Source organism: Microbacterium sp. Nx66, from assembly GCF_904066215.1.
Taxonomy (GTDB): Bacteria; Actinomycetota; Actinomycetes; order Actinomycetales; family Microbacteriaceae; genus Microbacterium; species Microbacterium meiriae.
This window is the reverse complement of sequence record NZ_LR880474.1, coordinates 1588293-1614088: the sequence shown is the minus strand read 5'-3', so window position 1 is coordinate 1614088 and position 25796 is coordinate 1588293. Positions and strand designations below refer to the sequence as shown.

At 70.8% G+C, this 25796-nt stretch carries 26 protein-coding genes; 11 read left to right on the top strand and 15 right to left on the bottom strand.

The genetic code is table 11. The features are described from left to right. Position 1 precedes the first annotated feature (1 nt). Positions 2 to 1516 carry a glycerol kinase GlpK gene (gene glpK, locus MICNX66_RS07590; protein WP_187663980.1) on the top strand — a complete coding sequence of 505 codons (1515 nt, stop codon included), beginning with the start codon at positions 2 to 4 and terminating at the stop codon, positions 1514 to 1516. 160 nt (positions 1517 to 1676) lie between these two features. Here glpK and MICNX66_RS07585 read toward each other — a convergent pair whose 3' ends face one another. Then, positions 1677 to 2552, bottom strand: coding sequence for a LysR family transcriptional regulator (locus MICNX66_RS07585; RefSeq protein WP_187663979.1), 876 nt, complete (start codon positions 2550 to 2552; stop codon positions 1677 to 1679). Between the two features lie 78 nt (positions 2553 to 2630). Here MICNX66_RS07585 and MICNX66_RS07580 point away from each other — a divergent pair, with 78 nt between their 5' ends. Beyond that, positions 2631 to 3539 (top strand): EamA family transporter, encoded by a 909-nt coding sequence (locus tag MICNX66_RS07580; protein WP_187663978.1) that lies wholly within the window; start codon positions 2631 to 2633, stop codon positions 3537 to 3539. A gap of 12 nt (positions 3540 to 3551) precedes the next feature. Here the strand turns inward: MICNX66_RS07580 and ffh are convergent, their stop codons facing one another. The 4 genes from ffh to MICNX66_RS07560 are packed head-to-tail and all read right to left on the bottom strand — an operon-like array spanning position 3552 to position 6889. Then, entirely contained in the window at positions 3552 to 5114 is a 1563-nt protein-coding gene (gene ffh, locus MICNX66_RS07575) for a signal recognition particle protein (RefSeq protein ID WP_187663977.1), read from the bottom strand. Positions 5115 to 5127: 13 nt separating this feature from the next. Beyond that, positions 5128 to 5637: an RNA polymerase sigma factor gene (locus MICNX66_RS07570; RefSeq protein WP_232089225.1), complete on the bottom strand. Its 510-nt coding sequence runs from the start codon at positions 5635 to 5637 to the stop codon at positions 5128 to 5130. Further along, positions 5634 to 6236: a hypothetical protein gene (locus MICNX66_RS07565; protein ID WP_187663976.1), complete on the bottom strand. Its 603-nt coding sequence runs from the start codon at positions 6234 to 6236 to the stop codon at positions 5634 to 5636. The genes MICNX66_RS07570 and MICNX66_RS07565 overlap by 4 nt, the downstream gene beginning before the upstream one ends. Beyond that, on the bottom strand, positions 6233 to 6889 hold the full coding sequence (locus MICNX66_RS07560; protein ID WP_187663975.1) for a TetR/AcrR family transcriptional regulator: 657 nt from the start codon (positions 6887 to 6889) through the stop codon (positions 6233 to 6235). The genes MICNX66_RS07565 and MICNX66_RS07560 overlap by 4 nt, the downstream gene beginning before the upstream one ends. Positions 6890 to 6976: 87 nt before the next feature. On the opposite strand from MICNX66_RS07560, the gene lipB reads away from it, so the two are divergent. Further along, the gene (lipB, locus tag MICNX66_RS07555) at positions 6977 to 7627 is read left to right on the top strand and encodes a lipoyl(octanoyl) transferase LipB (protein ID WP_187663974.1); all 651 of its coding nucleotides are present in this window, start codon (positions 6977 to 6979) and stop codon (positions 7625 to 7627) included. After that, a complete protein-coding gene (gene lipA, locus MICNX66_RS07550) occupies positions 7624 to 8613 on the top strand; it encodes a lipoyl synthase (RefSeq protein WP_187663973.1) in 990 nt (329 codons plus the stop codon). Before lipB ends, lipA begins: the two co-directional genes overlap by 4 nt. A 10-nt stretch (positions 8614 to 8623) precedes the next feature. Here the strand turns inward: lipA and MICNX66_RS07545 are convergent, their stop codons facing one another. Beyond that, positions 8624 to 9124 carry a DUF2004 domain-containing protein gene (locus tag MICNX66_RS07545; RefSeq protein ID WP_060922216.1) on the bottom strand — a complete coding sequence of 167 codons (501 nt, stop codon included), beginning with the start codon at positions 9122 to 9124 and terminating at the stop codon, positions 8624 to 8626. A gap of 43 nt (positions 9125 to 9167) precedes the next feature. Further along, entirely contained in the window at positions 9168 to 10040 is an 873-nt protein-coding gene (gene ftsY, locus MICNX66_RS07540) for a signal recognition particle-docking protein FtsY (protein WP_025103328.1), read from the bottom strand. A 28-nt stretch (positions 10041 to 10068) separates the two neighbouring features. Between ftsY and MICNX66_RS07535 the strand changes: the two genes are divergently transcribed. Then, on the top strand, positions 10069 to 10746 hold the full coding sequence (locus MICNX66_RS07535) for an alpha/beta hydrolase (protein ID WP_187663972.1): 678 nt from the start codon (positions 10069 to 10071) through the stop codon (positions 10744 to 10746). A 124-nt stretch (positions 10747 to 10870) separates the two neighbouring features. On the opposite strand, the gene smc is transcribed toward MICNX66_RS07535, so the two are convergent. Beyond that, complete coding sequence (gene smc, locus MICNX66_RS07530) at positions 10871 to 14416, bottom strand: chromosome segregation protein SMC (RefSeq protein WP_187663971.1); 3546 nt, start codon at positions 14414 to 14416, stop codon at positions 10871 to 10873. A 519-nt stretch (positions 14417 to 14935) separates the two neighbouring features. Here smc and MICNX66_RS07525 point away from each other — a divergent pair. The 4 genes from MICNX66_RS07525 to MICNX66_RS07510 all read left to right on the top strand — a co-directional run bounded on the left by MICNX66_RS07525 (position 14936) and on the right by MICNX66_RS07510 (position 18519). Continuing rightward, positions 14936 to 15220 (top strand): hypothetical protein, encoded by a 285-nt coding sequence (locus tag MICNX66_RS07525; protein ID WP_187663970.1) that lies wholly within the window; start codon positions 14936 to 14938, stop codon positions 15218 to 15220. Between the two features lie 108 nt (positions 15221 to 15328). After that, positions 15329 to 16408, top strand: coding sequence for a GNAT family N-acetyltransferase (locus MICNX66_RS07520; protein ID WP_187663969.1), 1080 nt, complete (start codon positions 15329 to 15331; stop codon positions 16406 to 16408). Positions 16409 to 16507: 99 nt separating this feature from the next. Continuing rightward, positions 16508 to 17203 carry an ABC transporter ATP-binding protein gene (locus MICNX66_RS07515; protein ID WP_187663968.1) on the top strand — a complete coding sequence of 232 codons (696 nt, stop codon included), beginning with the start codon at positions 16508 to 16510 and terminating at the stop codon, positions 17201 to 17203. Then, positions 17200 to 18519 (top strand): FtsX-like permease family protein, encoded by a 1320-nt coding sequence (locus MICNX66_RS07510; protein WP_187663967.1) that lies wholly within the window; start codon positions 17200 to 17202, stop codon positions 18517 to 18519. The genes MICNX66_RS07515 and MICNX66_RS07510 overlap by 4 nt, the downstream gene beginning before the upstream one ends. 31 nt (positions 18520 to 18550) lie before the next feature. On the opposite strand, the gene mutM is transcribed toward MICNX66_RS07510, so the two are convergent. The 6 genes from mutM to MICNX66_RS07480 all read right to left on the bottom strand — a co-directional run bounded on the left by mutM (position 18551) and on the right by MICNX66_RS07480 (position 23649). Then, complete coding sequence (mutM, locus tag MICNX66_RS07505; RefSeq protein WP_187663966.1) at positions 18551 to 19414, bottom strand: bifunctional DNA-formamidopyrimidine glycosylase/DNA-(apurinic or apyrimidinic site) lyase; 864 nt, start codon at positions 19412 to 19414, stop codon at positions 18551 to 18553. Next, complete coding sequence (gene rnc, locus MICNX66_RS07500) at positions 19407 to 20099, bottom strand: ribonuclease III (protein WP_060923098.1); 693 nt, start codon at positions 20097 to 20099, stop codon at positions 19407 to 19409. Before rnc ends, mutM begins: the two co-directional genes overlap by 8 nt. Before the next feature lie 10 nt (positions 20100 to 20109). Further along, positions 20110 to 20319, bottom strand: a complete 210-nt coding sequence (gene rpmF, locus MICNX66_RS07495; protein WP_013586329.1) for a 50S ribosomal protein L32 — start codon at positions 20317 to 20319, stop codon at positions 20110 to 20112. A 2-nt stretch (positions 20320 to 20321) separates the two neighbouring features. Next, entirely contained in the window at positions 20322 to 20816 is a 495-nt protein-coding gene (locus tag MICNX66_RS07490; RefSeq protein WP_025103319.1) for a YceD family protein, read from the bottom strand. Positions 20817 to 20945: 129 nt separating this feature from the next. Continuing rightward, positions 20946 to 21443 (bottom strand): pantetheine-phosphate adenylyltransferase, encoded by a 498-nt coding sequence (gene coaD / locus MICNX66_RS07485; RefSeq protein ID WP_187663965.1) that lies wholly within the window; start codon positions 21441 to 21443, stop codon positions 20946 to 20948. A gap of 31 nt (positions 21444 to 21474) precedes the next feature. Beyond that, on the bottom strand, positions 21475 to 23649 hold the full coding sequence (locus tag MICNX66_RS07480; protein ID WP_187663964.1) for an ATP-dependent DNA helicase RecG: 2175 nt from the start codon (positions 23647 to 23649) through the stop codon (positions 21475 to 21477). A 60-nt stretch (positions 23650 to 23709) separates the two neighbouring features. Here MICNX66_RS07480 and rsmD point away from each other — a divergent pair, with 60 nt between their 5' ends. Beyond that, positions 23710 to 24324: a 16S rRNA (guanine(966)-N(2))-methyltransferase RsmD gene (gene rsmD / locus MICNX66_RS07475; RefSeq protein ID WP_187663963.1), complete on the top strand. Its 615-nt coding sequence runs from the start codon at positions 23710 to 23712 to the stop codon at positions 24322 to 24324. On the opposite strand, the gene thiL is transcribed toward rsmD, so the two are convergent. Further along, positions 24294 to 25289 carry a thiamine-phosphate kinase gene (gene thiL / locus MICNX66_RS07470; protein ID WP_187663962.1) on the bottom strand — a complete coding sequence of 332 codons (996 nt, stop codon included), beginning with the start codon at positions 25287 to 25289 and terminating at the stop codon, positions 24294 to 24296. The two genes, rsmD and thiL, sit on opposite strands and share 31 nt — an antisense overlap. Before the next feature lie 23 nt (positions 25290 to 25312). Between thiL and MICNX66_RS07465 the strand changes: the two genes are divergently transcribed. Then, positions 25313 to 25795, top strand: a complete 483-nt coding sequence (locus MICNX66_RS07465) for a DUF3515 family protein (protein ID WP_187663961.1) — start codon at positions 25313 to 25315, stop codon at positions 25793 to 25795. The last annotated feature ends 1 nt before the right edge of the window (position 25796 follow it).

The window sequence follows — 25796 nt, the reverse complement described above, 5'->3', positions numbered from 1 at the left end:
CATGGCTGACTACATCATCGCGATCGACCAGGGCACCACGTCGAGCCGCGCGATCATCTTCGACAAGAAGGGCAGCATCGTCGCCACCGGTCAGAAGGAGCACGAGCAGATCCTTCCCAAGGCCGGATGGGTCGAGCACGACGCCGCCGAGATCTGGCGCAATGTCCAGGAGGTGATCGGTCTGGCCCTCGGTCGCGCCGATCTCACCCGCCACGACATCGCCGCCGTGGGCATCACGAATCAGCGCGAGACCGCGGTCGTGTGGGACAAGACCACGGGCAAGCCGGTCTACAACGCCATCGTCTGGCAGGACACCCGCACGCAGGAGATCGTCAACCGCCTCGCGGGCGACGAGGGCGTCGACCGGTTCAAGTCGATCGTCGGGCTCCCCCTGGCGACGTACTTCTCCGGCACCAAGATCACCTGGATCCTGGAGAACGTCGAAGGCGCCCGCGAGAAGGCCGAGGCCGGAGACCTGCTCTTCGGCACGACCGACTCCTGGGTCCTGTGGAACCTCACGGGCGGCATCGACGGCGGCGTGCACGCGACCGACGTCACCAACGCCTCGCGCACGATGTTCATGGACCTCGAGACGCTGGAATGGCGCGACGACATCCTCGAGGCGTTCGGCGTGCCGCGCTCGATGATGCCGGAGATCCGCTCCTCCTCCGAGGTCTACGGTGCCGCCGAGAGCTCGTCGCTGTTGCGCGAGACGCCGATCGCCGGCATCCTCGGCGACCAGCAGGCGGCGACGTTCGGGCAGGCCGCCTTCCAGAAGGGCGAGAGCAAGAACACCTACGGCACGGGCTGCTTCCTCATCTTCAACACGGGCGAGGAGATCGTCCGCTCGAAGAACGGACTGCTCACCACCGTCGGCTACAAGCTCGGCGACCAGCCCACGCACTACGCGCTGGAGGGGTCGATCGCCGTCACCGGCTCGCTCATCCAGTGGCTGCGCGACCAGCTCGGCATCATCTCCTCCGCCCCTGAGGTCGAGGAGCTGGCCGAGAAGGTCGAGGACAACGGCGGCGTGTACATCGTCCCCGCGTTCTCGGGTCTCTTCGCGCCGTACTGGCGTCCGGACGCCCGCGGCGCGATCGTCGGCCTCACCCGCTACGCGAACAAGAACCACATCGCGCGCGCCGCCCTGGAGGCCGTGGCCTTCCAGACCCGTGACGTGCTCGACGCGGTCAACGCGGACGCCGGAGTGGATCTCAGCGAGCTCAAGGTCGACGGCGGCATGGTCGCCAACGACGCGCTCATGCAGTTCCAGGCCGACATCCTCGGTGTCCCGGTCGTGCGTCCGGTCGTGGCGGAGACCACGGCGCTCGGTGCGGCCTACGCGGCCGGTCTCGCGGTCGGCTTCTGGAGCGGTCTCGACGACCTGTCCGCGAACTGGCAGGAGGACCGCCGCTGGGAGCCCTCGCTCGACGCGGATGAGCGCGACCGTCAGCTGCGCCTGTGGCGCAAGGCCGTCACCAAGTCGATGGACTGGGTCGACGACGACGTGCGCTGATCACCGCATGACGAGGCGGGTCCGGGTTCTTCCCGGGCCCGCTTCGTCGTCTCCGGGCCGCCATCCGCCCGTTCACCTGCACGATCCGAATACGGTTGCCCACCCGTTCCGGCGGTTCCGTCGTGCATCCGTTCCGGGGTCGTGCAGCCGGAACAGGGTCTCAGGAGGCTGCCGCGACGATGTCGAGGAAGGCGCGTGCGGCGCTGCGGGGTGCGGCAGCGTCCCAGGCCAGATGTTCGACGCGGACCGGCCCGTCGCGGAGCGGCACCGTGTCGACGGCCTCCCGGGACCCCCGGACCACCCCGGGCGCGAGCAGGGTGACGGCGAGGCCCGCAGCGACCAGACCGATCAGACTCGCGGCCGTGTCGGATTCGAAAGCCACATCACGCCGCACCCGCGCGGCCAGGAAAGCGGCGTCGCTCTGCGCACGCCCCGACGTACCCGCGGGGAAGTCGGCGAACGCGGTGTCCGCGAGGTCGCTCAGCTGCACCTCCCTCGCCCGGCCCAGCTCATGCCCGCGGGGCACCACGGCCACCAGCGGTTCCCGGGACAGCGCGCGGGAGGCGACCCCCTCGGGCTCGACGCCCTCCCGGAGCCCGAGGAATGCGGCGTCGAGATCGCCCTGACGAATCGTCGCCACGAGCGCATCGCTGTTCCCCTCACGGAGCTCCACGCGGGCGGCTGGATGCGCGGCGCGATAGGCCACGAGGAGCGCCGGGACGTCGACAGCGCTCACCGTGGGGATGACGCCCAGTCGCAGCGTGCCCACCACCTTCCCGCTCGCCGCCGCCGCATCCTCCCGGGCCTGGTCTGCGGCGCGGACCGCCAGACGCGCGGGGCGGAGGAACGCCTCTCCGGCCTCGGTCGCGCGGACGCTGCGACTGGTGCGCGCGAACAGCCGCACGCCCAACTCGCGTTCGAGAGCGGCGACCTGGTGGCTGAGCGCCGACTGCGTGACATGACAGCGCTCCGCCGCGCGGGTGAACGAACCGGTGTCCGCCACCGCGACGACATACCGCAGATGCTGGAGCTCCATCCACTCATGATCTCGCTTCATAGATCATGTGACAAGAATGCGTTGGACTCATACCCCGGATGCGCGCACCCTGGAGACATGAACCGCCTCACCCTCACCCTCGTCACGGCTCTCGCCCCTGCGTCGTGGGGTACGACGTACCTGGTGACGACGGAGCTGCTCCCCGCCGGACATCCGCTCCTCGCCGGCCTCCTCCGCTCGCTTCCTGCGGGTCTCCTCGCGGTGCTGCTGGCCCGCCGTCTGCCGCACGGGTCCTGGTGGGGCAAGGTGCTCGTGCTCGGGGCCCTGAACATCGGCGCGTTCTTCCCGCTGCTGTTCCTTGCGGCCGAACGCCTCCCCGGTGGGGTTGCCGCCGCCGTCGCCGGAGCGCAGCCGCTGATCGTGCTAGGTCTCGGAGCGCTCGTGCTCGGGGAACGTGTCCGACCGGTATCCGCCGCCGCCGCCGTCGCCGGGGCAGCGGGGGTCGCCCTCGTCGTCCTCGGCCCTGCCGCCGCGCTGGACTTCTGGGGCGTCGTCGCGGCTCTCGGCGGCGTGACCGCCACCGGCCTCGGGATGATCCTCACCAAGCGCTGGGGCCGCCCCTCCGGCGTCGGTCCCGTGGCCTACGCGGGGTGGCAGCTCACGGCGGGAGGGCTGTTGCTCCTCCCCCTCACCTTCGTGGTCGAGGGCCCGCCTCCTGCCCTCGACGCGGGTGCGCTCCTCGGCTACCTCTGGCTCACGACAGCGGGAGGGATCATCGCCTACACGCTCTGGTTCCGCGGTATCCAGCGCCTGCCCGTGATCGTGCCGGGCCTCCTCGCACTGCTCTCGCCGATCGTCGCGACGCTGCTCGGCGTGCTCATCGCCGGCGAGAGCTTCACCATGGTCCAGGTGGCGGGCATCCTGATCACGCTCGCCGCCCTCGTCGGCGGGCAGTTCGCGGCGCGGCCGCGAGGAACGCCGGCGACCGCGGTCGAGCAATCGGCCGCGCCCGTCGCCGTGCGCTGAGGTCCCGGCCGCTCAGCCCTTGCCGAACAGCTTCTGGATCTCGGCGAGGTCGGCCTCCGACGGTGCCTCCGCTCCCCCGCCGAGGCCGAAGCCCGAGCCGGTGGGTGCCGTGGAAGCCGCGAGGCCGGCGTTCTCCGCAGCGCGCTTCGCCGGGTTGCCGGAGCGGGAGCGGTTTCCGCCGCCGCCCTTGCCCTTCTTGCCGCGCTTCGACGAGGCCCCGGGCTTGCCCATTCCGGGCACCGGACCCATGCCCGGGATGTTCGGCGTGCCGCCACGAGCGACGGTCTTCATCATCTTCGCGGCCTGCTCGAAGCGCTGCACGAGCTGGTTGACGTCGGTGACGGTCATGCCGGAGCCGCGCGCGATGCGCAGACGACGGGAACCGTTGAGGATCTTGGGGTTGCGACGCTCGACCGGCGTCATGGAGCGGATGATGGCCTCGGTACGGTCGATCTCGCGCTCGTCGAAGTCCTCGAGCTGCTGCTTCATCTGCCCCATGCCCGGGAGCATCCCGAGCATCTTCTTCATCGAGCCCATCTTCTTCATCTGCTGAAGCTGCTCGAGGAAGTCCTCCAGGGTGAAGGCCTCGTTCGCGAGCTTCTCGGCGACCTTGCGCGCCTCGTCCTCGTCGAAAGCCTGCTGCGCCTGCTCGATGAGGGTGAGGATGTCACCGAGGTCGAGGATGCGGCTGGCCATACGATCGGGGTGGAACGGCTCGAGGTCCTCCAGCCGCTCGCCCGTCGAGGCGAAGATGATCGGACGCCCCGTGACCGAGGCGACCGAGAGCGCCGCTCCGCCTCGGGCGTCGCCGTCGAGCTTCGAGAGGACGACGCCGGTGAAGTCCACTCCCTCCTGGAAGGCCTTAGCGGTGTTGACCGCGTCCTGACCGATCATCGCGTCGATGACGAAGAGCACCTCGTCCGGGTCGACGGCCTTGCGGATGTCGGCGGCCTGCTTCATGAGCTCGGCGTCGACGCCGAGGCGGCCGGCGGTGTCGATGATGACCACGTCATGCTGCTGACGGCGGGCGTGCTCGACGCCGTCGCGCGACACCTTGACGGGGTCGCCGACGCCGTTGCCCGGCTCGGGCGCGTACACGGTGGCTCCGGCCTGCTCGGCGACCACCTGGAGCTGGTTCACCGCGTTCGGGCGCTGGAGGTCGGCGGCGACGAGCAGAGGCGTGTGCCCTTCTCCTTCGAGCTGCTTGGCCAGCTTGCCGGCGAACGTCGTCTTTCCCGAGCCCTGAAGGCCCGCGAGCATGATCACGGTCGGCGCGGTCTTGGCGAACTGCAGGCGCCGCTGCTCCCCGCCGAGGATCTGGACCAGCTCCTCGTTGACGATCTGCACCACCTGCTGCGCGGGGTTCAGCGCCTTGTTGACCTCGTCGCCGAGAGCACGCTCGCGCACCTTGGCGGTGAAGTCCTTGACGACCGCGAGCGCGACGTCGGCGTCGAGCAGAGCACGACGGATCTCGCGCACCGTGCCGTCGACGTCGGCGGCGGTGAGCTTTCCCTTCGTGCGCAGGTTGCGGAAGGTGTCGGTGAGCCGATCGGAGAGCGTGCCAAAGGTAGCCATGGTGCCTACGATTCTACGCGAGCGGAGCCTCCACGCTCAGCGCGGCACGGAGCAGTGTCTTGGCCCGCTGGTGACGCCCCCGGACCGTGGACGCGGGGACCCCGAGCAGTGCGGCCGCATCGGTCAGGCTGAATCCGTCCCAGTGCACCAGGCGGATGACCTCCGCGAGGTCGGGATCCAGGCGGGCGATGGCGTCGCGCACCTCCGCGCCCCCGTCCGCCGGCGGTGCCTGCAGCCGGGATCCCTCTCCCTCTCCCCGCACCCGTTCGTGCAGGGCGCGCCGACGCCTCTCACCGCGGGCGTGGTTGAGCAGGGTCTTGCGAGCGACTCCGAACAGCCACATCCGCGCCCGTTCGGGGTCGTCGGGCAGATGCCGGACGCGCCGCCAGGCGACGACCATCGTCTCGCCGAGCAGGTCGCCGGCGTCATCCGCCCCGACCCGACGCGCGAGGTAGGCCAGGAGATCCGGGGCGCACGCCTCGAACGCGCCGATCAGCGCCGCGTCGTCGGCACGGCTGCTCACTCGCCGCTCCAGGCTTCGTCGTCGCAATGCACCTGGGAGTGGGAGTCGGCTCCGGGGATCGGACCGAACCCGTGCTCCTCGAGTTCGGCGTGGAGCGCCTCGTTCAACGCGCCCTCATGAGCCATCCAGGCGCGGGTGTCCGCCGCATTCTGATCCGTCGTCGGAACACCCGCGGCCTCGTCGCCCTGCTCGAGCATCCGCAGTTGGCCGTCCACGTAGGGCGCGGCCTCCGCCTCCACATCCGCCGAGGCGAACCATTGATCGATCACACGATCGACATCGGCCTGGATCAGCGGGTTGTGCGTGTCCAGGCGGCTGAAGCGGATCTCGCACTCTCCCCAGGTCGGCGCGGTGAACCGGTAGCTCCGCGCGGGATCCTCGAGGCCGTCGCCCCAGAGCCAGTCGGAGGAGGCGGTGGCCACCCCGGCGCCGCCCACCAGGACCACCGCCGTGACCGCGGCGATCACACCGCGCGACCGGAGGCGGGGCCGAGCGCGCCCACGGGACGCGTCGATCATCGCCCGCAGCTCGTGTCCAGCGACGGCGGGGGTGGGCGGCGCCGAGCCGTCCAGCAGGTCGTCCAGCGGATCCGTGGTCATGGTGTCCTCCTCGTCAGGGATGCCTTCATCACTGACGTGTCCGGCCGACACCGATCCGTCCGCGCGTCACTCCCCCAGGGCAGATCGTGCACGCGGGCGAGCGCCTCGCGGAGCACGGACTCCGGTGTGCCGCGGCCTGCCCCCTCCTCGGCCCAGACGCGCAGGGCGGACAGGACGGCGGCCGCCTGCGCCGCTCCCAGCACGTCCGCACGCATCACATCGATACCCGCCGCGCACGCCGCACGGGAGACCGCGGCGGCGAGGCGGGCCAGACGGACACCCGTCTCCCGCACCAGCTCCACCTCGAGCGCCATGGCCTCCGCATTCCGCAGCGCCAACGCCAACGGATCCGGGGCGAAATCGTCCACGATCCCCTGCAGGATCCCGCGCACCCGCGCCCCCGTGGCCTCGCGGCCGAGGTCGTCCAGCGCGGCGATCGCGACGCCGATGCGCTCGTCGATGCCGGACCACAGCACGTCGCTCTTCGACGTGAAGTAGTTGAAGAAGCTCGAACGGCTGACCCCCGCCCGCTGGGTAATGTCGGCGATGGAGGTGGCCTCGTACCCGCGCTCCAGGAAGAGCTCGCAGGCGGCCTCTGCGAGGGTCTCGCGCGAGGAAGCCTTCGGGCGGCCGGCGCGACCAGTCCGGTTCATGACTTCACGGTACCGCGCGGGACGCCGCGGCCCGGACGAGGATGTATTGTTGGACGCAATCCATGTATTCGAGGGAAGCGACGACGCATGCTCGACATCCTCACTCCCGGCTTCATGCCGACCCCCGTCCCCTATGAAGAGGGCTGGGCCCTGCAGCGCCGCGTGCACGCGGACGTGGTCTCCGGCGCCCGCCCGGACACCCTCATCCTGCTCGAGCACGCGGCCGTGTACACCGCGGGGAAGCGCACGGAGGATCACGAGCGCCCCCAGGACGGGACCCCGGTCATCGACGTCGACCGCGGCGGGAAGATCACCTGGCATGGGCCGGGGCAACTCGTCGGCTACCCGATCTTCCGGCTGCCGGAGCCGATGGACGTGGTCGCGCACGTGCGGCGGCTGGAGCGGATCCTCATCGAGGTGCTGCGCCCGTTCGGGGTCGACGGTCACCAGGTCGAGGGGCGGAGCGGGGTGTGGGTGCGTCGACCGCTGTCGGAGGACAAGGTGGCCGCGATCGGCGTGCGCGTGCAGCAGGGCGTCACCATGCACGGCTTCGCCATCAACTGCGACAACAGCCTCGCGCCCTTCCGCGACATCATCCCCTGCGGCATCACCGACGCCGGCGTCACCACGGTGAGCGAGGTGTCCGGCCGCGTGGTCGGCCCGCTCGACCTCGTCGACGCCGTGCAGGACGCCTTCCGCACCGCCCACGCACCCGACCTGACAGGAGTCCCGGCATGACCGCCGCACCCGAGGGGCGCAAGCTCCTCCGCCTCGAGATCCGCAACGCCGAGACCCCGATCGAGCGCAAGCCCGAGTGGATCAAGACCAAGGCCAAGATGGGACCGGAGTACTCGGCGCTGCATTCCCTCGTGAAGAGCGAGGACCTGCACACGGTGTGCCAGGAGGCCGGCTGCCCGAACATCTACGAGTGCTGGGAAGACCGCGAGGCGACCTTCCTCATCGGCGGGTCGCAGTGCACGCGCCGCTGCGACTTCTGCCAGATCGACACCGGCAAGCCCGCGGACTACGACACCGACGAGCCACGACGCGTCGCCGAGAGCGTGCAGCGGATGAACCTCCGCTACGCGACCGTGACGAGCGTGGCCCGCGACGACCTCCCCGACACCGGAGCCTGGCTCAATGCCGAGACGGTGCGGAAGATCCACGAGCTCAACCCGAACACCGGAGTGGAGCTGCTGGCGAACGAGCACAACGCCGACCCCGCCTTCCTCGGCCAGATCTTCGATGCACGCCCCGAGGTGTTCGCGCACAACGTGGAGACCGTGCCCCGCATCTTCAAGCGCATCCGCCCCGCGTTCCGCTACGAGCGCTCGCTGAACGTGCTCACGCAGGCTCGCGATGCCGGACTCATCACGAAGTCGAACCTCATCCTCGGCATGGGCGAGGAGCCGGAGGAGGTCGTCCAGGCGCTGCAGGACCTCCACGACGCCGGCTGCGACATCATCACCATCACCCAGTACCTCCGCCCGACGCCGCGGCACCTTCCGGTCTCCCGGTGGGTGAAGCCCGCCGAGTTCGTCGAGTTCAAGGAGGAGGCGGAGCGGATCGGCTTCCTCGGGGTGCTCGCCGGTCCTCTCGTGCGCTCCTCGTACCGCGCCGGGCGGCTCTGGGCGCAGTCGATGACCTCGAAGGGACGGGAGATCCCCGCTCATCTCGCGCACATCGCGGACAGCGCCGACCTCGGGTTCGCGCAGGCCGTCTGACGGGCGGCGGTCAGTCGGCGCTCATCACCGACTGCACGCTGCCGTCGGAACCGAGGTTCACGAGCAGCACGTCGTCGGTGGCGCTGTCATCGAGCGCGTACTCCAGGACGGCGAACGGCTCGGAGCCGCCGTGCTCGTCGGCGAGGATCGTCATGCTCATCAGGCGCAGCGACCGGATGATGTCCACGGCCGCGTCCCCGGACACGTCGATGAGGACGTCGGGGAGGTCGTCGCCGAACACCTCCTGCTGCTGCAGGATGTACTCGGTCACCTCACTCGTGCGGTCGTCCACCTCGGCGAGCATTCCGCGGCGCGCGGTCGCGTCCACGTTCTCCAGACCGGCGATGAGTCCGGCGGCGATGTCGAGGGCGTCGGCGGAGACGTCGTCCTGGTCCGGAGCCGTCAGGTCCACGGTCACGCTCTGGTCGCCGAGTTCGACCGTCTCCGACCAGAAGATCGAGCCGTCGGGGCCCGACGACAGCAGTCCGAAGTAGTCGTGTTCGATCGCCATAACGCTATGAAACCAGCCTGGTGCTCGGGGCGGAAGCCCTGTGTCAGCCGACCAGCGCCTGCACGAACACGTGCGGCGTGAAACCGGTCAGATCGTCGATGCCCTCGCCCTGTCCGAGGAGTTTGACCGGGATGCCCGTCCGCTCCTGCACGGCGAGCACGAAGCCGCCCTTGGCCGAGCCGTCGAGCTTGGTGAGCACGAGCCCCGTCACGCCCGCGTGCTGCAGGAAGGTCTCCGCCTGCATCACCCCGTTCTGTCCCGTCGTGGCGTCGAGGACGAGGAGCACCTCGCTGATCGGGGCCTGCTTCTCGACGACGCGGCGGATCTTGCCCAGCTCGTCCATGAGACCGCCCTTGGTGTGCAGCCGCCCCGCCGTGTCGATGATCGCGATCTCCATGCCCTCGCGCTTGGCGTATTCGACGGTCTGGAAGGCGACGGATGCCGGGTCCTGCCCCTCCTGCTGCGGGCGGACGATCGCCGCTCCCCCGCGCTGGGCCCAGGTGGCGAGCTGGTCGACGGCGGCCGCACGGAAGGTGTCGGCAGCCCCCACCACCACGCTCCGCTGGTAGCCGCGAAGGAACTTCGTGAACTTCCCGATCGTCGTCGTCTTGCCCACGCCGTTCACACCCACGACGAGGACCACGGCGGGCCGCTCGGTGAGCTTCAGAGTGGTGTCGAACTTCGCGAAGTGCTCCTCCAGGGTCTCCCGCAACATGCGCTGGAGGTCCTTGGGGTCGGTGGTGCGGTACTTCGCGACCTTGTCGCGCAGCTCTTCGACGATGCGTTCGCTGATGTCGGGGCCGAAGTCCGCCGTGATGAGCGCCGTCTCCAGGTCTTCCCACGTCGTCTCGTCGATGGTGGGCTTCACGAACATGCCGCGCAGCGCGCGACCGAGAGACCAGGACTTCTCTGCCATGCGTCCAGCCTACGGGTAGCATCCAGGGATGCACCGCGCGCCGCTCCCGCACCGGGTGTTCCTGCACGGTGCCGGGAGACGCGGCACCACCGCGTGGCCCTCGCAGGATCCGGAGTCGGGGACCTTCCTCAGCTTCCCGCCGGAGTCGTCCGTCGAAGCGCAGGCGGGCGCTCTCGTCGAGGGAGAGCGTGACCGGACGCCGCTCGTGTTCGCGCACTCGATCGGCGCGGTGACCGCCGTGCGCGCCATCGCCGACGGCCTGCGGGTGTCCGGCCTCGTCCTCGTCGAGCCCGCCCTGTACGACATCGCCCGCGGTGAAGCTCCGATCGAGCGGCATATCGCGGTGGTGACGGAGGCACGGGCGAGGGTGACGCAGGGCGACCTCTTCGGCTTCTGGTCCATCCTGCGCCCGCTCATGTTCCGAGGCCCGTCCACCCGGGAGCGCTGGGAGGACGAGCGCGCGGTCGCGCAGCGGTGGGCGACCACGAACCTCCCCTGGGGTCACGGCATCCGGGAGCGTTGTCTCGCCGGCGTGCCGACCCTCGTGGTCACCGGCGGATGGAACGAGGAGTACGAGATCATCGCCAGCAGGCTCGTCGACGTCGGAGCCGACCACATGATGCTCCCCGGCTACGCTCACCGCCCGCAGGACCATCCCGACTTCCCGACTGTGATCACGGGCTTCGAACGCTCCCTCGCGATCTGACCCGGCCCCGTCCGTCCGGTCACAGCTTCGGAGACCGCGGGCGACACGCCGGATCCGACCATCGACACGCCGGATGAGGGCCATGATCTCCGAAGCTGTGCGCGCCGAGGGAGGGCGGCAGGACTCAGACGGCGGCGGCGGCGCGGTCGCCGACGCGCTGACCCACCACGGCCGAGACGCCGTCCTGACGCATCGACACGCCGTAGAGCGCGTCGGCGATCTCCATCGTCCGCTTCTGGTGCGTGATGACGAGGAGCTGGGAGCTCTCCCGCAGCTGCTCGAAGACGGTGAGGAGCCGGCCCAGGTTCGCGTCATCAAGGGCGGCCTCGACCTCGTCGAGGATGTAGAACGGGCTGGGACGCGCCTTGAAGATCGCCACCAGGAGCGCCACCGCGGCCAGCGACCGTTCTCCGCCGGACAGCAACGAGAGCCGCTCGATCTTCTTCCCGACGGGACGGACCGAGACCTCGATGCCCGTCGTCAGCATGTTGTCCGGATCGGTCAGCGAGATGCTGCCGGTGCCGCCGGGGAACAGCAGCGGGAAGACCTGGCCGAACGCCTCCTTGGTGTCCTCGAACGCGCTGGCGAAGATCGTCTGCATGCGCTCGTCGAGGTCGGCGATGATGGTCAGCAGATCCTGCCGGGTCTGCGTCAGGTCCGTGAGCTGCGTGGTGAGGAACGCGTGACGCTGCTCCAGGGCGGCGAACTCCTCCAGTGCCAGCGGGTTGACCCGCCCGAGCTGCGCGAGCTTCCGCTCCGCGTCCGCGAGACGCCGCTGCTGGATGCGGCGGTCGAACGGGATCGCGGTGTCGTCGAGCAGCTCGCCATCGGCCGGCTCCGCCCCGGGATCCCGCGGCACGAGCTGGTCCGGCCCATACTCGGCGACGAGCACGTCCTCGTCGAGCGCGAGTTCCGAGGAGACGCGCTCCAACAGGCTGTTCAGGTGGAGCTTCTTCTCGTGGATCTGCAGTTCCAGGCCGTGAACGCTCTCCGTGAGCCCGGCCAGACGCTCCCGCAGCGACGACTCCTGGGCGCGCAGCGCGACGAGCTCCTCGTTCTGCGCCGACCGGGCGGCTTCCGCCTCCGCGAGAGCGACGCGGGCTTCGGTCACGGAGCGGTCGAGGGAGTCGAGGATGCGCGGCAGCTCGTCCACGACTCCGGATGCCGCCTCGCGCTGCGCCCGGCGGATGACGGCGCGTCGGGCGGCCTCTGCCGCGGCGTCCCGCTCCTGCTCGCGCTGCCGCTCCAATGCGGTCACCCGGGACTGCGCCGCCCGGACCCGCTCCCGCAGGGTCTCGACCTCCAGACGAGCCCGGACCTCGCCCTCGCGGGCGCTCTCCAGTGCCTCCAACAGACCGTCGCGCGCCGAGGCGTCGAGCACCGGACGCGGCGCGGCGACCGCGGCATCGAGCTCCGCCTTCGCCGCCTCCGCCTTCGCCTCCGCGTCGGCCACGGCGGCCTGCGCCTGGGCGAGTCCGGTCTCCAGGCGATCGCATTCGGCGACAGCGGCCTCGTGACGCACGGTCACCTTGTTGAGCTGCTCCGCGTGCGTCGCGAGGGCGGCGTCGTGCTCGCGCAACGCGCGCAGCGCGTCCTTCGCCTGACGCCGCGTCTCCTCCACGGCCTCGTCGGCGTCGATACGCGCCTCGCGGAGGGAGTCGACGACGACCTGGATCTCGGTGAGCCGCTCGGTCGCGGTGTCCCGCTCCGCCGCGAGTTCGAGGCGCGAACGCTCCCCTCCGGAACCCGTGCGCAGGGTCTGAGCGGTGATGACGTCGCCGCCGGTGGTCACGATCGTGGTCGAGGTGTCGCCTCTCGCGTCGAGAACGCGCCGCGCGGCACGCGCCGCATCGAGGTCGTCGGCGATGAGAACGTGCGCCAGGATGCCGAGGATCCCGTCCGGCGCGGTCACCGTCTCCGTCGCGGCGATCACGCCGTCGACGGCCGGGGGTGTCGGCTGCTCCCTCGGGGCATCGGCGACCACGAAGTCGACCACGCCCCGGCGGCGCTCTGCGGCCTCCGCCGCGAGGATGAACGCATCCTCCGCGGAACCGACCAGCACACCCTCGGCCAGCGGACCGAGGACGGCCGCGATCGCGGCTTCGTATCCCGCCCGCACCTGCACGGCATCACCGACGAGACCGCGGACCCCTGGACCCCCCTCGGCGACGATCTCGGCGGCGCCTCCCGACAGCGACAGGGCACTGCTCAGGGCGGCAGCCTTCGCGGTGAGGGCGTCGACCTCGCGCTCGGCGGCATGCAGCCGTTCGCGCAGGCTCTCCCGTTCCGCCTCCGCCGCCGTCGCCGCACGCTGAGCGCTCTCGTAGGCCGCGGCGTACTCGACGGCCGTGCCCTCGGGGGCCTCGGCGTCGTCGATCGCCTCCAGGGCTTCTTCGGCCTCTCGTCGCCGGGCGTGCGCGGCTTCGAGGGCGTTCTCCTGGCGGAGCACGGCGCCGCGGACGGCGGCCAGGGCCGACGCCGCCGCATCGGCGTTCCCGCGGAGCGAGGACAGTCGCATGTCGTACTCGGAGACGAGCGCGCTCTGCTCCGCGATGTCCACGTCGAGCGTGTCGAGCTCGGCGCGGGCGTTCACGACCTCGCGACTCGCCGCAGCCGCGGCGTCCTGCGCATCGCCGAGGCCGGACGAGATCGTCTCGATGTCCTCCTTCGCCTCGTCGATCGTCGCCTGTGTGACGGTCACCGCGGTCACGGCCGCGTCGTCCTCCTCGGACCCGAGAAGCGCGAGGCGCTGGTTGGCGAGCGTGTAGAGCCCGCGCACCCGCTCCTGCACCTGCTCGAGCCCGAAGGCGACGCTGCGCGCCTCGTCGACGGCGATCGAGTTCTGGTTCTTCTCCAGCCGAGCGATCCCGGCGCGCACGGTCTCGGCCTGGTCGGACAGCACCAGGCGCTCGGTGTGCCGCTCCTGCTCGGTCCGGGTGTGGTCGGCGAGGGCTGTGCGCAGCGCAACGACGTCGTCGGCGAACAGTCGGGCCTTGGCATCGCGGACGACGGCGGCGATGGTCTGCGCCTCGCGCGCGATCTCGGCCTGGCGGCCGAGCGGCTTGAGCTGGCGGCGGATCTCCCCCGCGAGATCGCTCAGACGCGTGAGGTTGGCCTCCATCGCGTCGAGCTTGCGCAGCGTCTTCTCCTTGCGCCGACGGTGCTTGAGGATGCCCGCCGCCTCCTCGATGAAGCCGCGTCGATCCTCCGGCGAGGCCTGGAGCACCGTGTCGAGCCGTCCTTGACCCACGATGACGTGCATCTCGCGGCCGAGGCCGGAGTCGCTGAGCAGCTCTTGCACATCGAGGAGACGGCAGCCCTCCCCATTGATCGCGTATTCGCTGGAGCCGTTGCGGAACAGCGTGCGGCTGATGGTCACCTCGGCGTATTCGATGGGCAGCGCGCCGTCCGCATTGTCGATGGTGAGCTGCACCTCGGCACGCCCGAGGGGGCCGCGGGTCGACGTGCCGGCGAAGATGACGTCCTCCATCTTCCCGCCGCGGAGCGTCTTCGCTCCCTGCTCCCCCATCACCCAGGCGAGGGCGTCGACGACGTTGGACTTGCCGGAGCCGTTCGGTCCGACGATGCACGTGACGCCGGGCTCGAACACGAAGGTCGTCGGCTGTGCGAACGACTTGAACCCCTTGAGCGTCAGGCTCTTCAGGTGCATGGGGCGACCGCTCGTCCGGGGAGATTCACGCCGCTACGCTACCGGAATCCCGCGGAACGGCCGGTATCCCGCGCGGTCGTCACGGACCCCGGCTCGATCGCGACACGCCGGTGCTAGCACGAAATGCTTGACGATCTCCTGTGAGTTTCGCTACGGTGGCCTCCGGATCGCCACACGAAAGGAGGTTACCGATGATGATCACTCAGCACACCGCAGAGGTCTTTGGCCTCGCCGCGCCTGCGCACTCTGCGCCGCGCCACGCGGCATCGGTGACCGCCGGCGTCCGTCACGGCTCGCTCGGCTAGAACCGCAGCCTGGGAACGCAGACCCGATCCGGGTCTTCTCCCGCCTGTTCTGTCGCGTCCCACCCTCTGATCCCCTCGGATCATGGATCCCCGCCTCCGGCCTCCGCATTCCGCGGCTCCACAGGCGCTGCTCTCGTCCGCACCCGTCGCGGCCGACGACTCGGTCCTGACGTGGTGCTTCCGCACCCCATCCATCCCTTTCGAAGGAACCATCGTGAACATCACGCTGTCACGCAGCACCACCCATCCGCCCGATACCGAGGACCGCGAGGTCCTCCAGATCCCCCGCGACGACGAGCTGCGTCAGCTCGGCATCGCGGACCGCCTCTCGCTCCGGATCGGCCTCTGGCTGTTCCAGCGGGCGCAGCGGCCCCGGCGTCCGCGCCGGTCGTGGACCGTCGATCCCGGCGACCTGTTCCTCGTCGGAGAGCAGCGTCACCGCTCGGCTGCGGAGGCGCACGCCCTCCTCATGCACGACATGCAGCGCGGAATGCGCTGACAGACGATGACGACCGCATCGACGCCGACCCGGCGTCCGTCCGTACAGCTGCGGACGGACGCCGGGCCACCCGGCACCTCCTCCTCCCTCCGACACGAAGGACCCGACATGACGACCGCCGCACTGACGATCACGCCGCTGATCGTCCCGGCCACCCTCGCCGATGCGAACGCCGCGGACTTCCGCGCCTACGGCGCCCTCAATCGACAGATCTGCGACGAGCAGGTCGGCCTCCCCGACCTCGCCCCGGACGCCGCGCAGATGCTGCCCAACTGGCAGGACGACTCCGATGCGCTGGACCTCGGATTCGTGGCGCGCGAGGGGGACGACATCATCGGCATGGTGACGGTGTCCTTCGCACAGGAGGAGGACGCGCACGCCGCCGAGCTCGACCTCCTCGTCCCGGCCGCCCACACCGGGCGTGGTGTCGAGGACGCGCTGCTCGACCGCGCCGAGACCGAGGCCAGGGAGCGCGGCCGGAGCGTCCTGCAGATCTGGACCCTCCACCGCCCCGAGGAGGCCGACCGCATGCTCCAACCGCGCACGGGATGGGGGCGCATCCCGGCGACAGCGCTGAGCGACGTGGTCGAAGCCCGCGGCTTCACGCTGGAGCAGGTGGAGCGCAACAGCGAGCTCGACCTGCGTGCCGACCCGGAGCCCCTGCGCCGCGCGTTGGGCGCGGCGCTCACGGCGGCGGGTCCGGACTACCGCGTGGTCGAGTGGGAGCTGCCCACCCCGCCGGAGTTCCGCGACGGATACGCCGCGGTGCTCGCCCGACTGTCGACCGACGCCCCCAGTGGCGACATGGACTTCGTCGCCGAGGTCTACGACGCCGATCGGGTCGTCCGCCGCGATGCTCGTCTCACGGGCGCCGGCCAGACGGTGTCCGTGGTCGCCGTGGAGCATGTCCCGTCCGGCACCCTCGTCGCGTACAACGAGCTGCTGATCGGTGCGGAGAAGACCGGGACCACCCACCAGTTCGGGACGCTGGTCGCCAAGGACCACCGCGGCCATCGCCTCGGAACGATCGTGAAGTGCGCCAACCTCCTGCGGTGGCGGGAGCTCGTCCCGGATTCGGACGTGGTCTCCACGTTCAACGCCGAGGAGAACCGGCCGATGCTCGACATCAACGAGGCGATCGGCTTCGTCCCCGTGTCGTACGCGGGCGCGTGGCAGAAGAAGATCTGAGGACGAGCGGTAGCCGTCATCCTCTCGGATGACGGCTACCGCTCAGCTTCATCCGCCTGACCGACGACACCGGCACAGGTCTCCGGCGAGGCTGGGAACATGAACACTCCCGTGATCGAAGCCCACGCCCTCGTGAAGACCTACGGCGTCACACACGCCCTCGCCGGAGTCGACCTCACCGTGCACCGCGGCGAGTCCGTCGCCATCATGGGAGCGTCGGGGTCGGGCAAGACCACACTCCTGCACGTGCTGGCGGGCATCACCGCCCCGGACAGCGGGCGCGTGGTCTTCCACCCGTCCACCGGAACGCCCATCGAGGTGACCGCGCTCGGCGAGGCGGCGCGCTCCCGGCTGCGTCGCGAGCGATTCGGGTTCGTCTTCCAGCAGGGACTGCTGATCCCCGAGCTGACGGCAGTGGAGAACGTCGCCCTCGCCTCGATGATCAACGGTGTCGCGAAGAAGGACGCACTCCCCCACGCGGCGTCGTGGCTCGCGGCACTGGGTCTCGGCGGCATGGAGGAACGGCGCATCGGCGAGCTGTCGGGAGGACAGGCCCAGCGCGTGGCCATCGCCAGAGCCCAGGCCACGGGTGCGGACCTCGTCTTCGCCGACGAGCCGACCGGCGCCCTGGACTCGCACACCTCCGCCGAGGTCATGGACGCGCTCCTGTGGTCCACGACCGGACAGGGCCGCACCCTCATCGTCGTCACGCACGACGCCGACGTCGCCGCCCGCTGCACCCGCACGGTCGCTGTCCGGGACGGCCGCATCCTCGGTTCGGCGGTGAACGCGTGAACCTCTCCGTCCTCGGCCTGCTCCTGCGTCCCGCTCCCGGACAGCGGAGCGTCCTCGCGCTCCCGATCGTCGCCTTCGCGGTCGTCACGACCCTCGTCCTCACCGTCGTCGGCGGGGCCCAGGCCTTCTGGACCTGGACCGACGACGAGGCCGTCCTGTACCAGGCGCTCGCCGCCATCGCCCTGGTCCTCCTGGTCGTGCCGCTGGCCTCGCTCGGCGGCGCCGCCGCCCGCTTGTCCGCCCGACGCCGCGACGAACGTCTCTCCACTCTGCGTCTGCTCGGGGTGACTCCGGGCGGGGTGACGACGGCGACCGTCGTCGAGTCCGTCCTCGTCGCCGCCACCGGCGCGATCATCGGTGTCGGCGGCCATCTGGCCCTGAGCCCGCTCATCGGTCTGATCCCGTTCCGTGGCGAGCCGCTCGGCCTGCCTGCGGTCGTGCTCCCTCCGGTGATGATCGCCGCTGTCGTGGCCGGCGTGCTCGTGCTCGCCGCCGGAAGTGCCGTCGTGGGGCTGCGCCGCGTCGTCATCTCGCCACTCGGAGTCCGAACGCGCACGGCGCCGACGAACGTGCACTGGGTCCGGGCCGTCATCGCGGTGGTGGGCATCGCCTTCGCGTTCGTGCTCGTCAAGGTCTTCCCGATGATCGGCGGGATCGTGGCGACGATCGCGGTGCTCGCGGCGACGTTCGCGCTCGCCCTCACGGTCCTGAACGTGCTCGGCCCATGGGTGCTGAAGGTGTCGGCGGGACGTCAGCTTCGGCGGGCGGAGCGTCCCGAACGGCTGCTGGCCGCACGCCTCGTGCTCGACGCTCCGAAGGCGGCCTGGCGTCAGGTCGGCGGGATCGCGATGGCGAGCTTCATGGCCGTCTTCGCCGGCACAGGCGTCGCCCTCCTCGACACGATCGGGGCCGGTGACGATCCCTCCAGCATCGCGCTCGCGGAGGACATCCGCACCGGGCTCATCATCACCCTCGTCGGCTCGTTCCTCATGGTTGCCGCCTCCGTCGGTGTGAATCAGGCCTCGGACGTGCTCGACAAGAGCGACCTGCACCGGAGCCTGCACCACCTGGGTATGCCCGTCGAGACCGTGGACCGCGCGCGCCGTCGCGCGATCATGTCGCCGCTGCTCGTCACGGCGGTGGGATCCGCGCTGTGCGCTGCGGTGCTCGTGTTCCCGCTGGTGGGGATCGCGCTGATCGTCGCGCCCCTCTCGCTGATGACGATCGCGACCGTCGTCGCCGTCGGCATCGGAGTCGTGTGGGCGAGCACCTGGGCGACCCGTCCGCTGCTGGATCGTGCTTTCGCTCCGGCGTGATGCGGTCGCGGGCCGGGGATACCGGCCCGGGTCAGCGCCTCCGCTGGCAGCGCGGGCAGAAGTGCGAGGAGCGGTTCATGAAGGCGGCACGGGTGATCGGCGTGCCGCAGCGCGGGCAGGGCTTCCCACCACGACCGTAGGCGTTCAAGGAGTGCGCGAAGTAGCCGGCCTGCCCGTTGACGTTGACGTACTGGGCATCGAAGCTCGTGCCGCCCTCGGCGAGAGCCTTCTGCAGCACGGATCGCACTTCGGCGAGCAGGCGATTCACCGCCCGGGTCGGCAGGGCGTCGGCCGGTGTCTCCGGATGGATGCGGGCCGCCCACAGCGACTCGTCGGCGTAGATGTTGCCGATGCCGCTCACGACACCCTGGTCCAGCAGCACCCGCTTGATCGCGCTGTGCCGCCGGGCGAGGGCGGCCCGGAAGACCGCGTCGTCGAAGAACGGGTCGAGCGGGTCGCGTGCGATGTGCGCGACCTGTGTCGGGATGCGGGAGGGGCCGTCGGGGACGAGGGCGTCGACGGCCAGCGATCCGAAGGTGCGCTGATCGGCGAACACGATCGCGAGCTCGCCGTGTCGCGGGTGCTCGATACTCAGACGGATCCGCTCGTGCCGCTCGGATGGAGCGTCCGGCGCGCGGAGCAGCATCTGGCCGCTCATGCCCAGATGCGCGATCAGAGCGGAGTCGTCGGAATCGAGCGGCAACCAGAGGAACTTGCCCCGCCGCGCGGCCGCGGTGAAGCGGCGACCCTCCAGACGCTGGACGAAGTCCGCGGCTCCGGCAGTGTGCCGGGTGAGCGCGCGTTCGTCGAAGACGCTGACGCCGGTGATGACGGCGTCCACCGCGGCCGGGGCGAGGCCCGAGCGGACGACCTCGACCTCGGGGAGCTCAGGCACGTTCGCTGAGGGTGCGCCAGGCGCTGAGTGCCGCCGCCATCTCCGCCGTCTTCTTGCTGCTGCCGGCACCCGTCATGCGAACGTCGCCCACGGCCACGGTCGCGGTGAAGCGCCGGTCGTGGTCGGGGCCGCTGGCCTCGACCGAGTACTGCGGCGGCGTGGCGCCGAGGCGTGCCGCGAGCTCCTGCAGGCTGGTCTTCGGGTCCATCGCCGCGCCGTACCGCTCGGGATCGGCGAGCAACGGCTCGGTCAGACGCAGGACGAGCGCCGTCGCGGCCTCGGGCCCGGCGGACAGGTAGGTGGCGCCGATGACGGCCTCCATGGTGTCCGCGAGGATCGAGTCCTTGTCGCGACCACCGGTCTGCTCCTCACCGCGTCCGAGCAGCAGGTGACTGCCCAGATCGATGCCGCGAGCGACCTCCGCCAGGGCGACCGTCGACACGACGCTCGCCCGACGCTTCGCCAGCTCCCCCTCGTCGAGCTCGGGGTGCCGTGTGAACAGCATGACCGTGACGGCCTGCCCCAGCACCGAGTCGCCGAGGAACTCGAGACGCTCGTTGTGCGGGATGCCGCCGTGCTCGTACGCGTAGGAGCGGTGGGTGAGGGCCAACTCCAGAAGCTCCGCGTCGATATCGACGCGGAGCTTGTCTGGGAGAGGCCTCGTCCCCCCGGGGACCTCCGTCACGGTTCGCGACTCAGACGTCGGCGACCTTGCGGCCCTTGTACTCGAGGAAGAGCTCGGTGCCCTGCGAGTCGGTGACGACCTTCGCCTGGTGCGGACGGCTGTAGACGACCTTGCCGTTCTCGATGGTCTTGACGAGCGCGGGGGCCTCCGCCTTCCACTGCGCGCGGCGCGAGCGGGTGTTCGAACGGGAGACCTTGCGCTTCGGGGGGTTACCAGCCATGACTAGCTCTCTTCTTTCTCGGCGGCACCGCGTTCTGCCGTGCCGTCCTGGTCTGTGATCTGCTGGAGCGCGCTCCACCGAGGATCGATGGGAGCGGCCTGCTCCGTTCCGGTGCTCTCGGTCAGCCTCTCGCCTGTGACCGGGTCGAGCCCGAGGCAATCCGGCTGACACACCGGCTGAAAAGGAAGGGCCAAAACGGCCGCATCCCTGACGAGAGTTTCAAGATCCACGTGGTCGTCTTGAACCTCGAAGTCAGTTTCTTCCTCACCAGGATACGCGAAAAGCTCCTGGAACTCGACTTCGACGGGCCGGGCGATGTCGGTGAGGCATCGACCGCACACGCCGACGTACTCGCCCTCCGCCTCTCCGGTGACGAGGATGCCCTCGTGGACGGACTCCAGGCGCACGTCGAGATCGAGCTCCGAGCCCGCTTCGAAGGAGACGATCCCCTCCCCCCACTGCTCCGTCAGGGGCACCGAGAAGGAGTGCTCGCGCATCTCCCCCGGGCGCCGGACGATGTCACGGACGGGGAGGACGAAAGGGCTGTTGAGTCGGGAACGCACCCCGCCATGCTACCCGGGTCACCGGAGAGGAGGGCCGGGAGACCGCCGGGAGCGGGACGCGGATCAGATCCCGCGCGCGCCGGTGTCGAGGAACGAGGCGACCGCCGGCGGCACGAACGGCGACACGTCTCCACCGAGGCTCGCGACCTGCCGCACCAGGGAGCTCGAGACCATCGCATGCGCGGGGTCGGGGAGCAGGAAGACGGTCTCGATGTCGGCGAGGTGCCGGTTGACGATCGCCATCGGCGACTCGTACGCCACGTCGACCTGCGAGCGGATCCCCTTCACGAGCACGCCGGCGTTCACATCGCGCGCGTAGTCGACGAGCAGACCCATGCTCCAGGACCCGATGACGATGTCGCCCGCCATGCCGTCCTCGGCGATCGAGCGCTCCAGGAGTGCCAGCCGCTGCGCGATCGGCAGCATCGCCTCTTTGCCCGGGTTGTGCACGACGAGCACGTGCAGCTCGTCGTAGAGGGCGGCCGCACGCCGGATCACGTCGAGGTGACCCAGGGTCGGCGGATCGAAGGAACCCGGGACGACGGCGATCCGGCTGCTCATGGCATCCAGCCTAGGGCACCCGGAACGGCGATCAGTTCTTCGCGAGCGCCGCGCGATCCTCGTCGGTGACGCGCCGTCCGATGGCCTCCCGGAGCCCGGGATGCGCCGCCAGCTCGGGGTCGATGGCGAGGATGTCCTCCGCGAGCTCGCGAGCCCGCGTGATGAGGGCGGCGTCCTTGACGACGCGCAGCAGCTTGAGGGACGACCGCACGCCGGCCTGTGCCGCGCCCAGCACGTCGCCCTCGCCGCGGAGTTCGAGGTCGACCTCGGCCAGCGCGAAGCCGTCGAGGGTGGCGGCGACCGCGTCGACACGCTCACGGGCCACCGATCCGGCCTCGGCCTCGGTCACAAGCAGGCAGAGTCCCGGGACGCCGCCTCGCCCCACCCGACCGCGGAGCTGGTGCAGCTGGGAGACCCCGAAGCGGTCCGCGTCCAGCACGATCATCGTCGAGGCGTTGGGGACGTCCACGCCCACCTCGATCACGGTCGTCGCGAGGAGGAGGTCGATCTCCCCGCGAGCGAAGGCCTGCATGACGGCGTCCTTCTCCTCGGAGGGCATCTTCCCGTGGAGCACCGCCCGCCGGAGCCCGCCGAGGGTCGGATGGGTGGCCAAGGCCTCGTCGAGCTGGACCACGCCCCAGCGGGGGCCCTTGCCGCCCTCGGGGGCGAGCAGCGCCTGCTCCCCCGCCTCGGCCGTCTTCGCTGCGGTGTCGATGGCCGCGCAGACGGCGAACACCTGCCGGCCCTGCGCGATCTCCTCCGCTGCCCGTTCCCACACCCGGTTGAACCAGCCGGGATGCTCGGCCAACGGCGCGACGTACGACTCGATGCCGGCGCGGCCGGCCGGCATCGTGCGGATGACCGAGGTGTCGAGGTCGCCGAAGACCGTCATCGCGACCGTCCGCGGGATGGGCGTCGCGGTGAGGACGAGCGCGTGCGGGCTGGATCCCTTCGCACGCAGCGCCTCCCGCTGCTCGACCCCGAACCGATGCTGCTCGTCGACCACGACCAGCCCGAGGTCGGCGAACGTGGTCTTCTCCCCGAGGAGCGCATGGGTGCCGACCACGATCAGCGCCTGGCCGGAGGCGACGCGCAGCGCGGCCTTGCGACGGTCGGCAGCCGGCATCTGCCCGGTGAGCAGGGTCGGCATCAGCAGGGGGGCGAGCTGCGGACCGAGCATCTTCGTGATCGAACGCAGATGCTGCCCCGCGAGGACCTCCGTCGGCGCGATCAGAGCCGCCTGTCCCCCGCTCTCGGCGACCTGCAGCATCGCCCGCAGGGCCACCAGCGTCTTTCCCGAACCGACCTCGCCCTGCACCAGTCGGTTCATCGGCCAGGAGCCGACGAGGTCGTCTGCGATCTGCGCACCGACCGTCTCCTGGTCGGGCGTGAGCGTATAGGGCAGGGCGGCGTCGAAGCGTTCCAGGAGGCCGCCTGGGGTCGCCGGCCGCGAGGTGGCGGCCAGAGCCCGCACCGCGTCACGCTGCTGGAGCAGGGCCGTCTGCAGGGTCAGCGCCTCGTGCATGCGCAATGTGCGCACCGCGGGATCGATGTCGTTGCGGGAGCGCGGGCGGTGGATCGCCTCCAGCGCCTCCCGCGCCGTCAGCAGCTCCTCGCGGGTGCGGATCTCCGGGGTCAGCGGGTCCGGCACGGTCGGGAGGTCGTCCAGGACACGACCGACGAGCCGGGCGATCTGCCACGTCTGGATCGCGGAGGTGGCCGGGTAGATCGGGATCGGCACGGCCGCCCTGGCATCGGCACGCCGCCGCGCCGCGTCCTCGTCGTCGAACAGTTCGTACTCCGGGTGGGCGAACTGGGTCATCCCGTTGAATTCGCCGACCTTGCCGGAGAACACGCCACGGCGTCCGACCGCCAGATCCTTGGAGCGCCATTCCGCTGCGCCGACGTTCTTCGCGAAGAAGGTCAACGACATGCGACCGACGCCGTCGCCGATGACGACGTCGACCATGGCTCCCGGCCGGTTGCGCATCCGACGGAAGCTCGACGAGAGGACCTCCGCGACGATGGTGACGGTCTCTCCGATGGGGAGGTCGCGGATGGGGGTGAGCTCGCCGGGGTCGGCGTACCGACGCGGATAGTGCGCGAGCAGATCGCCGACGGTCTTCATGCCGAAGGCGCGGTCGAGCGTCTTGGCCGACGCCGCACCGAGGGCCTCCTCCAGCGAGGATTCGAGCGTGAGCGACATGCTCCGAGTCTAGGGAACCGCACGGACACGACCGCCCGCGCCCTGTCGTATCGTGAACGGGTGACGAGGATCATCGCCGGAACGGCACGCGGCACCCGGCTCGACGTCCCCGGTGCCGGGACACGGCCGACGAGCGATCGCGTGCGCGAGTCGCTGTTCGGCGCCCTGGAGTCGCTCGACGCGATCGCGGGTGCCAGGGTGCTCGACCTCTACGCGGGCTCCGGCGCGCTCGGGCTCGAGGCCCTGAGCCGCGGCGCCCGAAGCGCCGACCTCGTGGAGCGCAACCGGCAGGCGGCAGCCGTCGTACGCCGCAACGTCGCGGCAGTGACGAAGGCGTCCGGCGCCGCGTCCGCGCAGGTCCAGGAGGCGACCGTCCGGGCGTTCCTCGGCCGAGCGTCCGGGTCGTACGACCTCGTGTTCACGGATCCGCCGTACGACATCGACGACGAGGCGATGGACGGTGACCTGGCCGCCCTCGCTCCACTGCTCAGCGACGACGCCGTCGTGGTCGTCGAGCGTGCCCGCCGTTCCCCGACCCCCGACTTCACGGCGGCCGGGCTCCGCGTGTTCCGGGAGAAGACCTACGGCGACACCACCCTCTGGTGGGCCGAGCCGGACCGCGACGAGCCGGCGTCCGCGACCGTTCAGCCGGAGACGGAGTCCCAGTCCCGGTAGGGATCCCAGCCGCTCACATCCACAGGACGGTCGTCGCAGAGCAGGTCCTCGTCGCCGCGCGACCGCACGACACCGATCGCGCGGAACCCCGGCGGCAGCACGCCGTCCGGGAACGTCGCGAGCAGCGCATGGTCCTCACCGCCCGCGAGCGCCCGCTCCGGGTTCGCACCGAGCGCCGCGCCGTCCAGCGCGAGGGTGACGCCGGAGGCCTCCGCAAGGCGACGCGCATCGAGGGCGAGGCCGTCCGAGACGTCCATCATCGCGGTCGCGCCGGCGGCCGCCGCGGCGACGCCGAGGCCGATGGGCGGGGATGGTCGCAGCTGCGCGGCGACCGCGGCGCTCTCCCCCGCCGCGAGGGCCGGAGGATCGACCGGCACCGGCGTCTCGCCGTCCCGGAAGCGTCCGAACAGCACCGCCAGTCCGTGCGCGGCATGGCCCAGCTCCCCCGCCACGGCGACGACGTCGCCCGGTCGCGCCCCCGCCCTGGTCACCGGAGGGCGGCCTTCGAGGTCGCCCAGTGCCGTCACGGCGACCGTGAGCACCTCGGACACCGTGAGGTCGCCGCCGACGACCGCGCACCCGGGGGCGAGCGCCGCGCAGGCCTCGCGGAAGCCGTCAGCCAGGCGCTCCACGAAGGACAACCGGAGCTCACGCGGCACGGCGAGAGCCACGAGCAGGGCGGTGGGACGCGCGCCCATGGCGGCGATGTCGGCGAGGTTGACCGCCGCCGCCTTCCACCCGAGGTCGTAGCCGCTCGTCCAGGCGAGGCGGAAGTCCGGCCCGTGCACGAGGGTGTCGGTCGTCGCGACGACGGAGGCGGAGGGAGCCGCGATGACGGCGGCGTCGTCACCCGGCCCGAGGAGCGTGTGCGCGGCGGGCGCGGTGCGCTGGAGGATGGCGCGGAGGATGCGGCCCTCCGAGAGATCTCCCAGGCGCGGATCGTCGGAGTCGGGTCGGGAGGGCATGTCGTCAAAGGTAGCCTGGATGCATGCTTCGTTCCCGCCGCCTCGCTGCCGTCGCGGGGTCGATCGCCCTCGCCGCCGGACTCGCCGGATGCTCCACCACCGTGCACCTCGAGCCTGCGGAGGACGCGAACGACCCGGCCTGCGCGAACGTCTCCGTGCTCCTGCCGGACACCGTCGGCGGCTACGAGCGGGTGTGGACCGACGCGCAGGCGACAGGCGCGTGGGGCGATCCCACGGTCGTCCTGCGTTGCGGCGTGGAGCCCCCCGCCCCGTCCGACCTCGTCTGCACCACCCTCGGTGGCGTCGACTGGTTGGTCCTGGAGCAGGAAGACGAGCGCCAGCGCCTCGTCACCTACGGTCGGGAGCCGGCCATCGAGGTCATCATCCGCCGCGGCGAGCAGGTCGACTTCCAGTCGATCGTCGACAGCCTCTCGTCGAACATCCAGTCCGGACTCGCACCGGCCACCGCGCAGTGCACGGACCGGGTGGAGTTCCCCGCGAGCTGAG

Coding starts and splice junctions, on each gene's coding strand:
- MICNX66_RS07585 (WP_187663979.1), bottom strand. CDS start 2,552: ATGGAGCTCCAGCATCTGCGGTATGTCGTCGCGGTGGCGGACACCGGT.
- MICNX66_RS07565 (WP_187663976.1), bottom strand. CDS start 6,236: ATGACCACGGATCCGCTGGACGACCTGCTGGACGGCTCGGCGCCGCCC.
- glpK (WP_187663980.1), top strand. CDS start 2: ATGGCTGACTACATCATCGCGATCGACCAGGGCACCACGTCGAGCCGC.
- MICNX66_RS07490 (WP_025103319.1), bottom strand. CDS start 20,816: ATGCGCGAGCACTCCTTCTCGGTGCCCCTGACGGAGCAGTGGGGGGAG.
- coaD (WP_187663965.1), bottom strand. CDS start 21,443: ATGAGCAGCCGGATCGCCGTCGTCCCGGGTTCCTTCGATCCGCCGACC.
- MICNX66_RS07520 (WP_187663969.1), top strand. CDS start 15,329: ATGACGACCGCCGCACTGACGATCACGCCGCTGATCGTCCCGGCCACC.
- MICNX66_RS07465 (WP_187663961.1), top strand. CDS start 25,313: ATGCTTCGTTCCCGCCGCCTCGCTGCCGTCGCGGGGTCGATCGCCCTC.
- rpmF (WP_013586329.1), bottom strand. CDS start 20,319: ATGGCTGGTAACCCCCCGAAGCGCAAGGTCTCCCGTTCGAACACCCGC.
- MICNX66_RS07535 (WP_187663972.1), top strand. CDS start 10,069: ATGCACCGCGCGCCGCTCCCGCACCGGGTGTTCCTGCACGGTGCCGGG.
- smc (WP_187663971.1), bottom strand. CDS start 14,416: ATGCACCTGAAGAGCCTGACGCTCAAGGGGTTCAAGTCGTTCGCACAG.
- MICNX66_RS07515 (WP_187663968.1), top strand. CDS start 16,508: ATGAACACTCCCGTGATCGAAGCCCACGCCCTCGTGAAGACCTACGGC.
- MICNX66_RS07560 (WP_187663975.1), bottom strand. CDS start 6,889: ATGAACCGGACTGGTCGCGCCGGCCGCCCGAAGGCTTCCTCGCGCGAG.
- lipA (WP_187663973.1), top strand. CDS start 7,624: ATGACCGCCGCACCCGAGGGGCGCAAGCTCCTCCGCCTCGAGATCCGC.
- ffh (WP_187663977.1), bottom strand. CDS start 5,114: ATGGCTACCTTTGGCACGCTCTCCGATCGGCTCACCGACACCTTCCGC.
- MICNX66_RS07545 (WP_060922216.1), bottom strand. CDS start 9,124: ATGGCGATCGAACACGACTACTTCGGACTGCTGTCGTCGGGCCCCGAC.
- MICNX66_RS07480 (WP_187663964.1), bottom strand. CDS start 23,649: ATGTCGCTCACGCTCGAATCCTCGCTGGAGGAGGCCCTCGGTGCGGCG.
- thiL (WP_187663962.1), bottom strand. CDS start 25,289: ATGCCCTCCCGACCCGACTCCGACGATCCGCGCCTGGGAGATCTCTCG.
- MICNX66_RS07580 (WP_187663978.1), top strand. CDS start 2,631: ATGAACCGCCTCACCCTCACCCTCGTCACGGCTCTCGCCCCTGCGTCG.
- lipB (WP_187663974.1), top strand. CDS start 6,977: ATGCTCGACATCCTCACTCCCGGCTTCATGCCGACCCCCGTCCCCTAT.
- ftsY (WP_025103328.1), bottom strand. CDS start 10,040: ATGGCAGAGAAGTCCTGGTCTCTCGGTCGCGCGCTGCGCGGCATGTTC.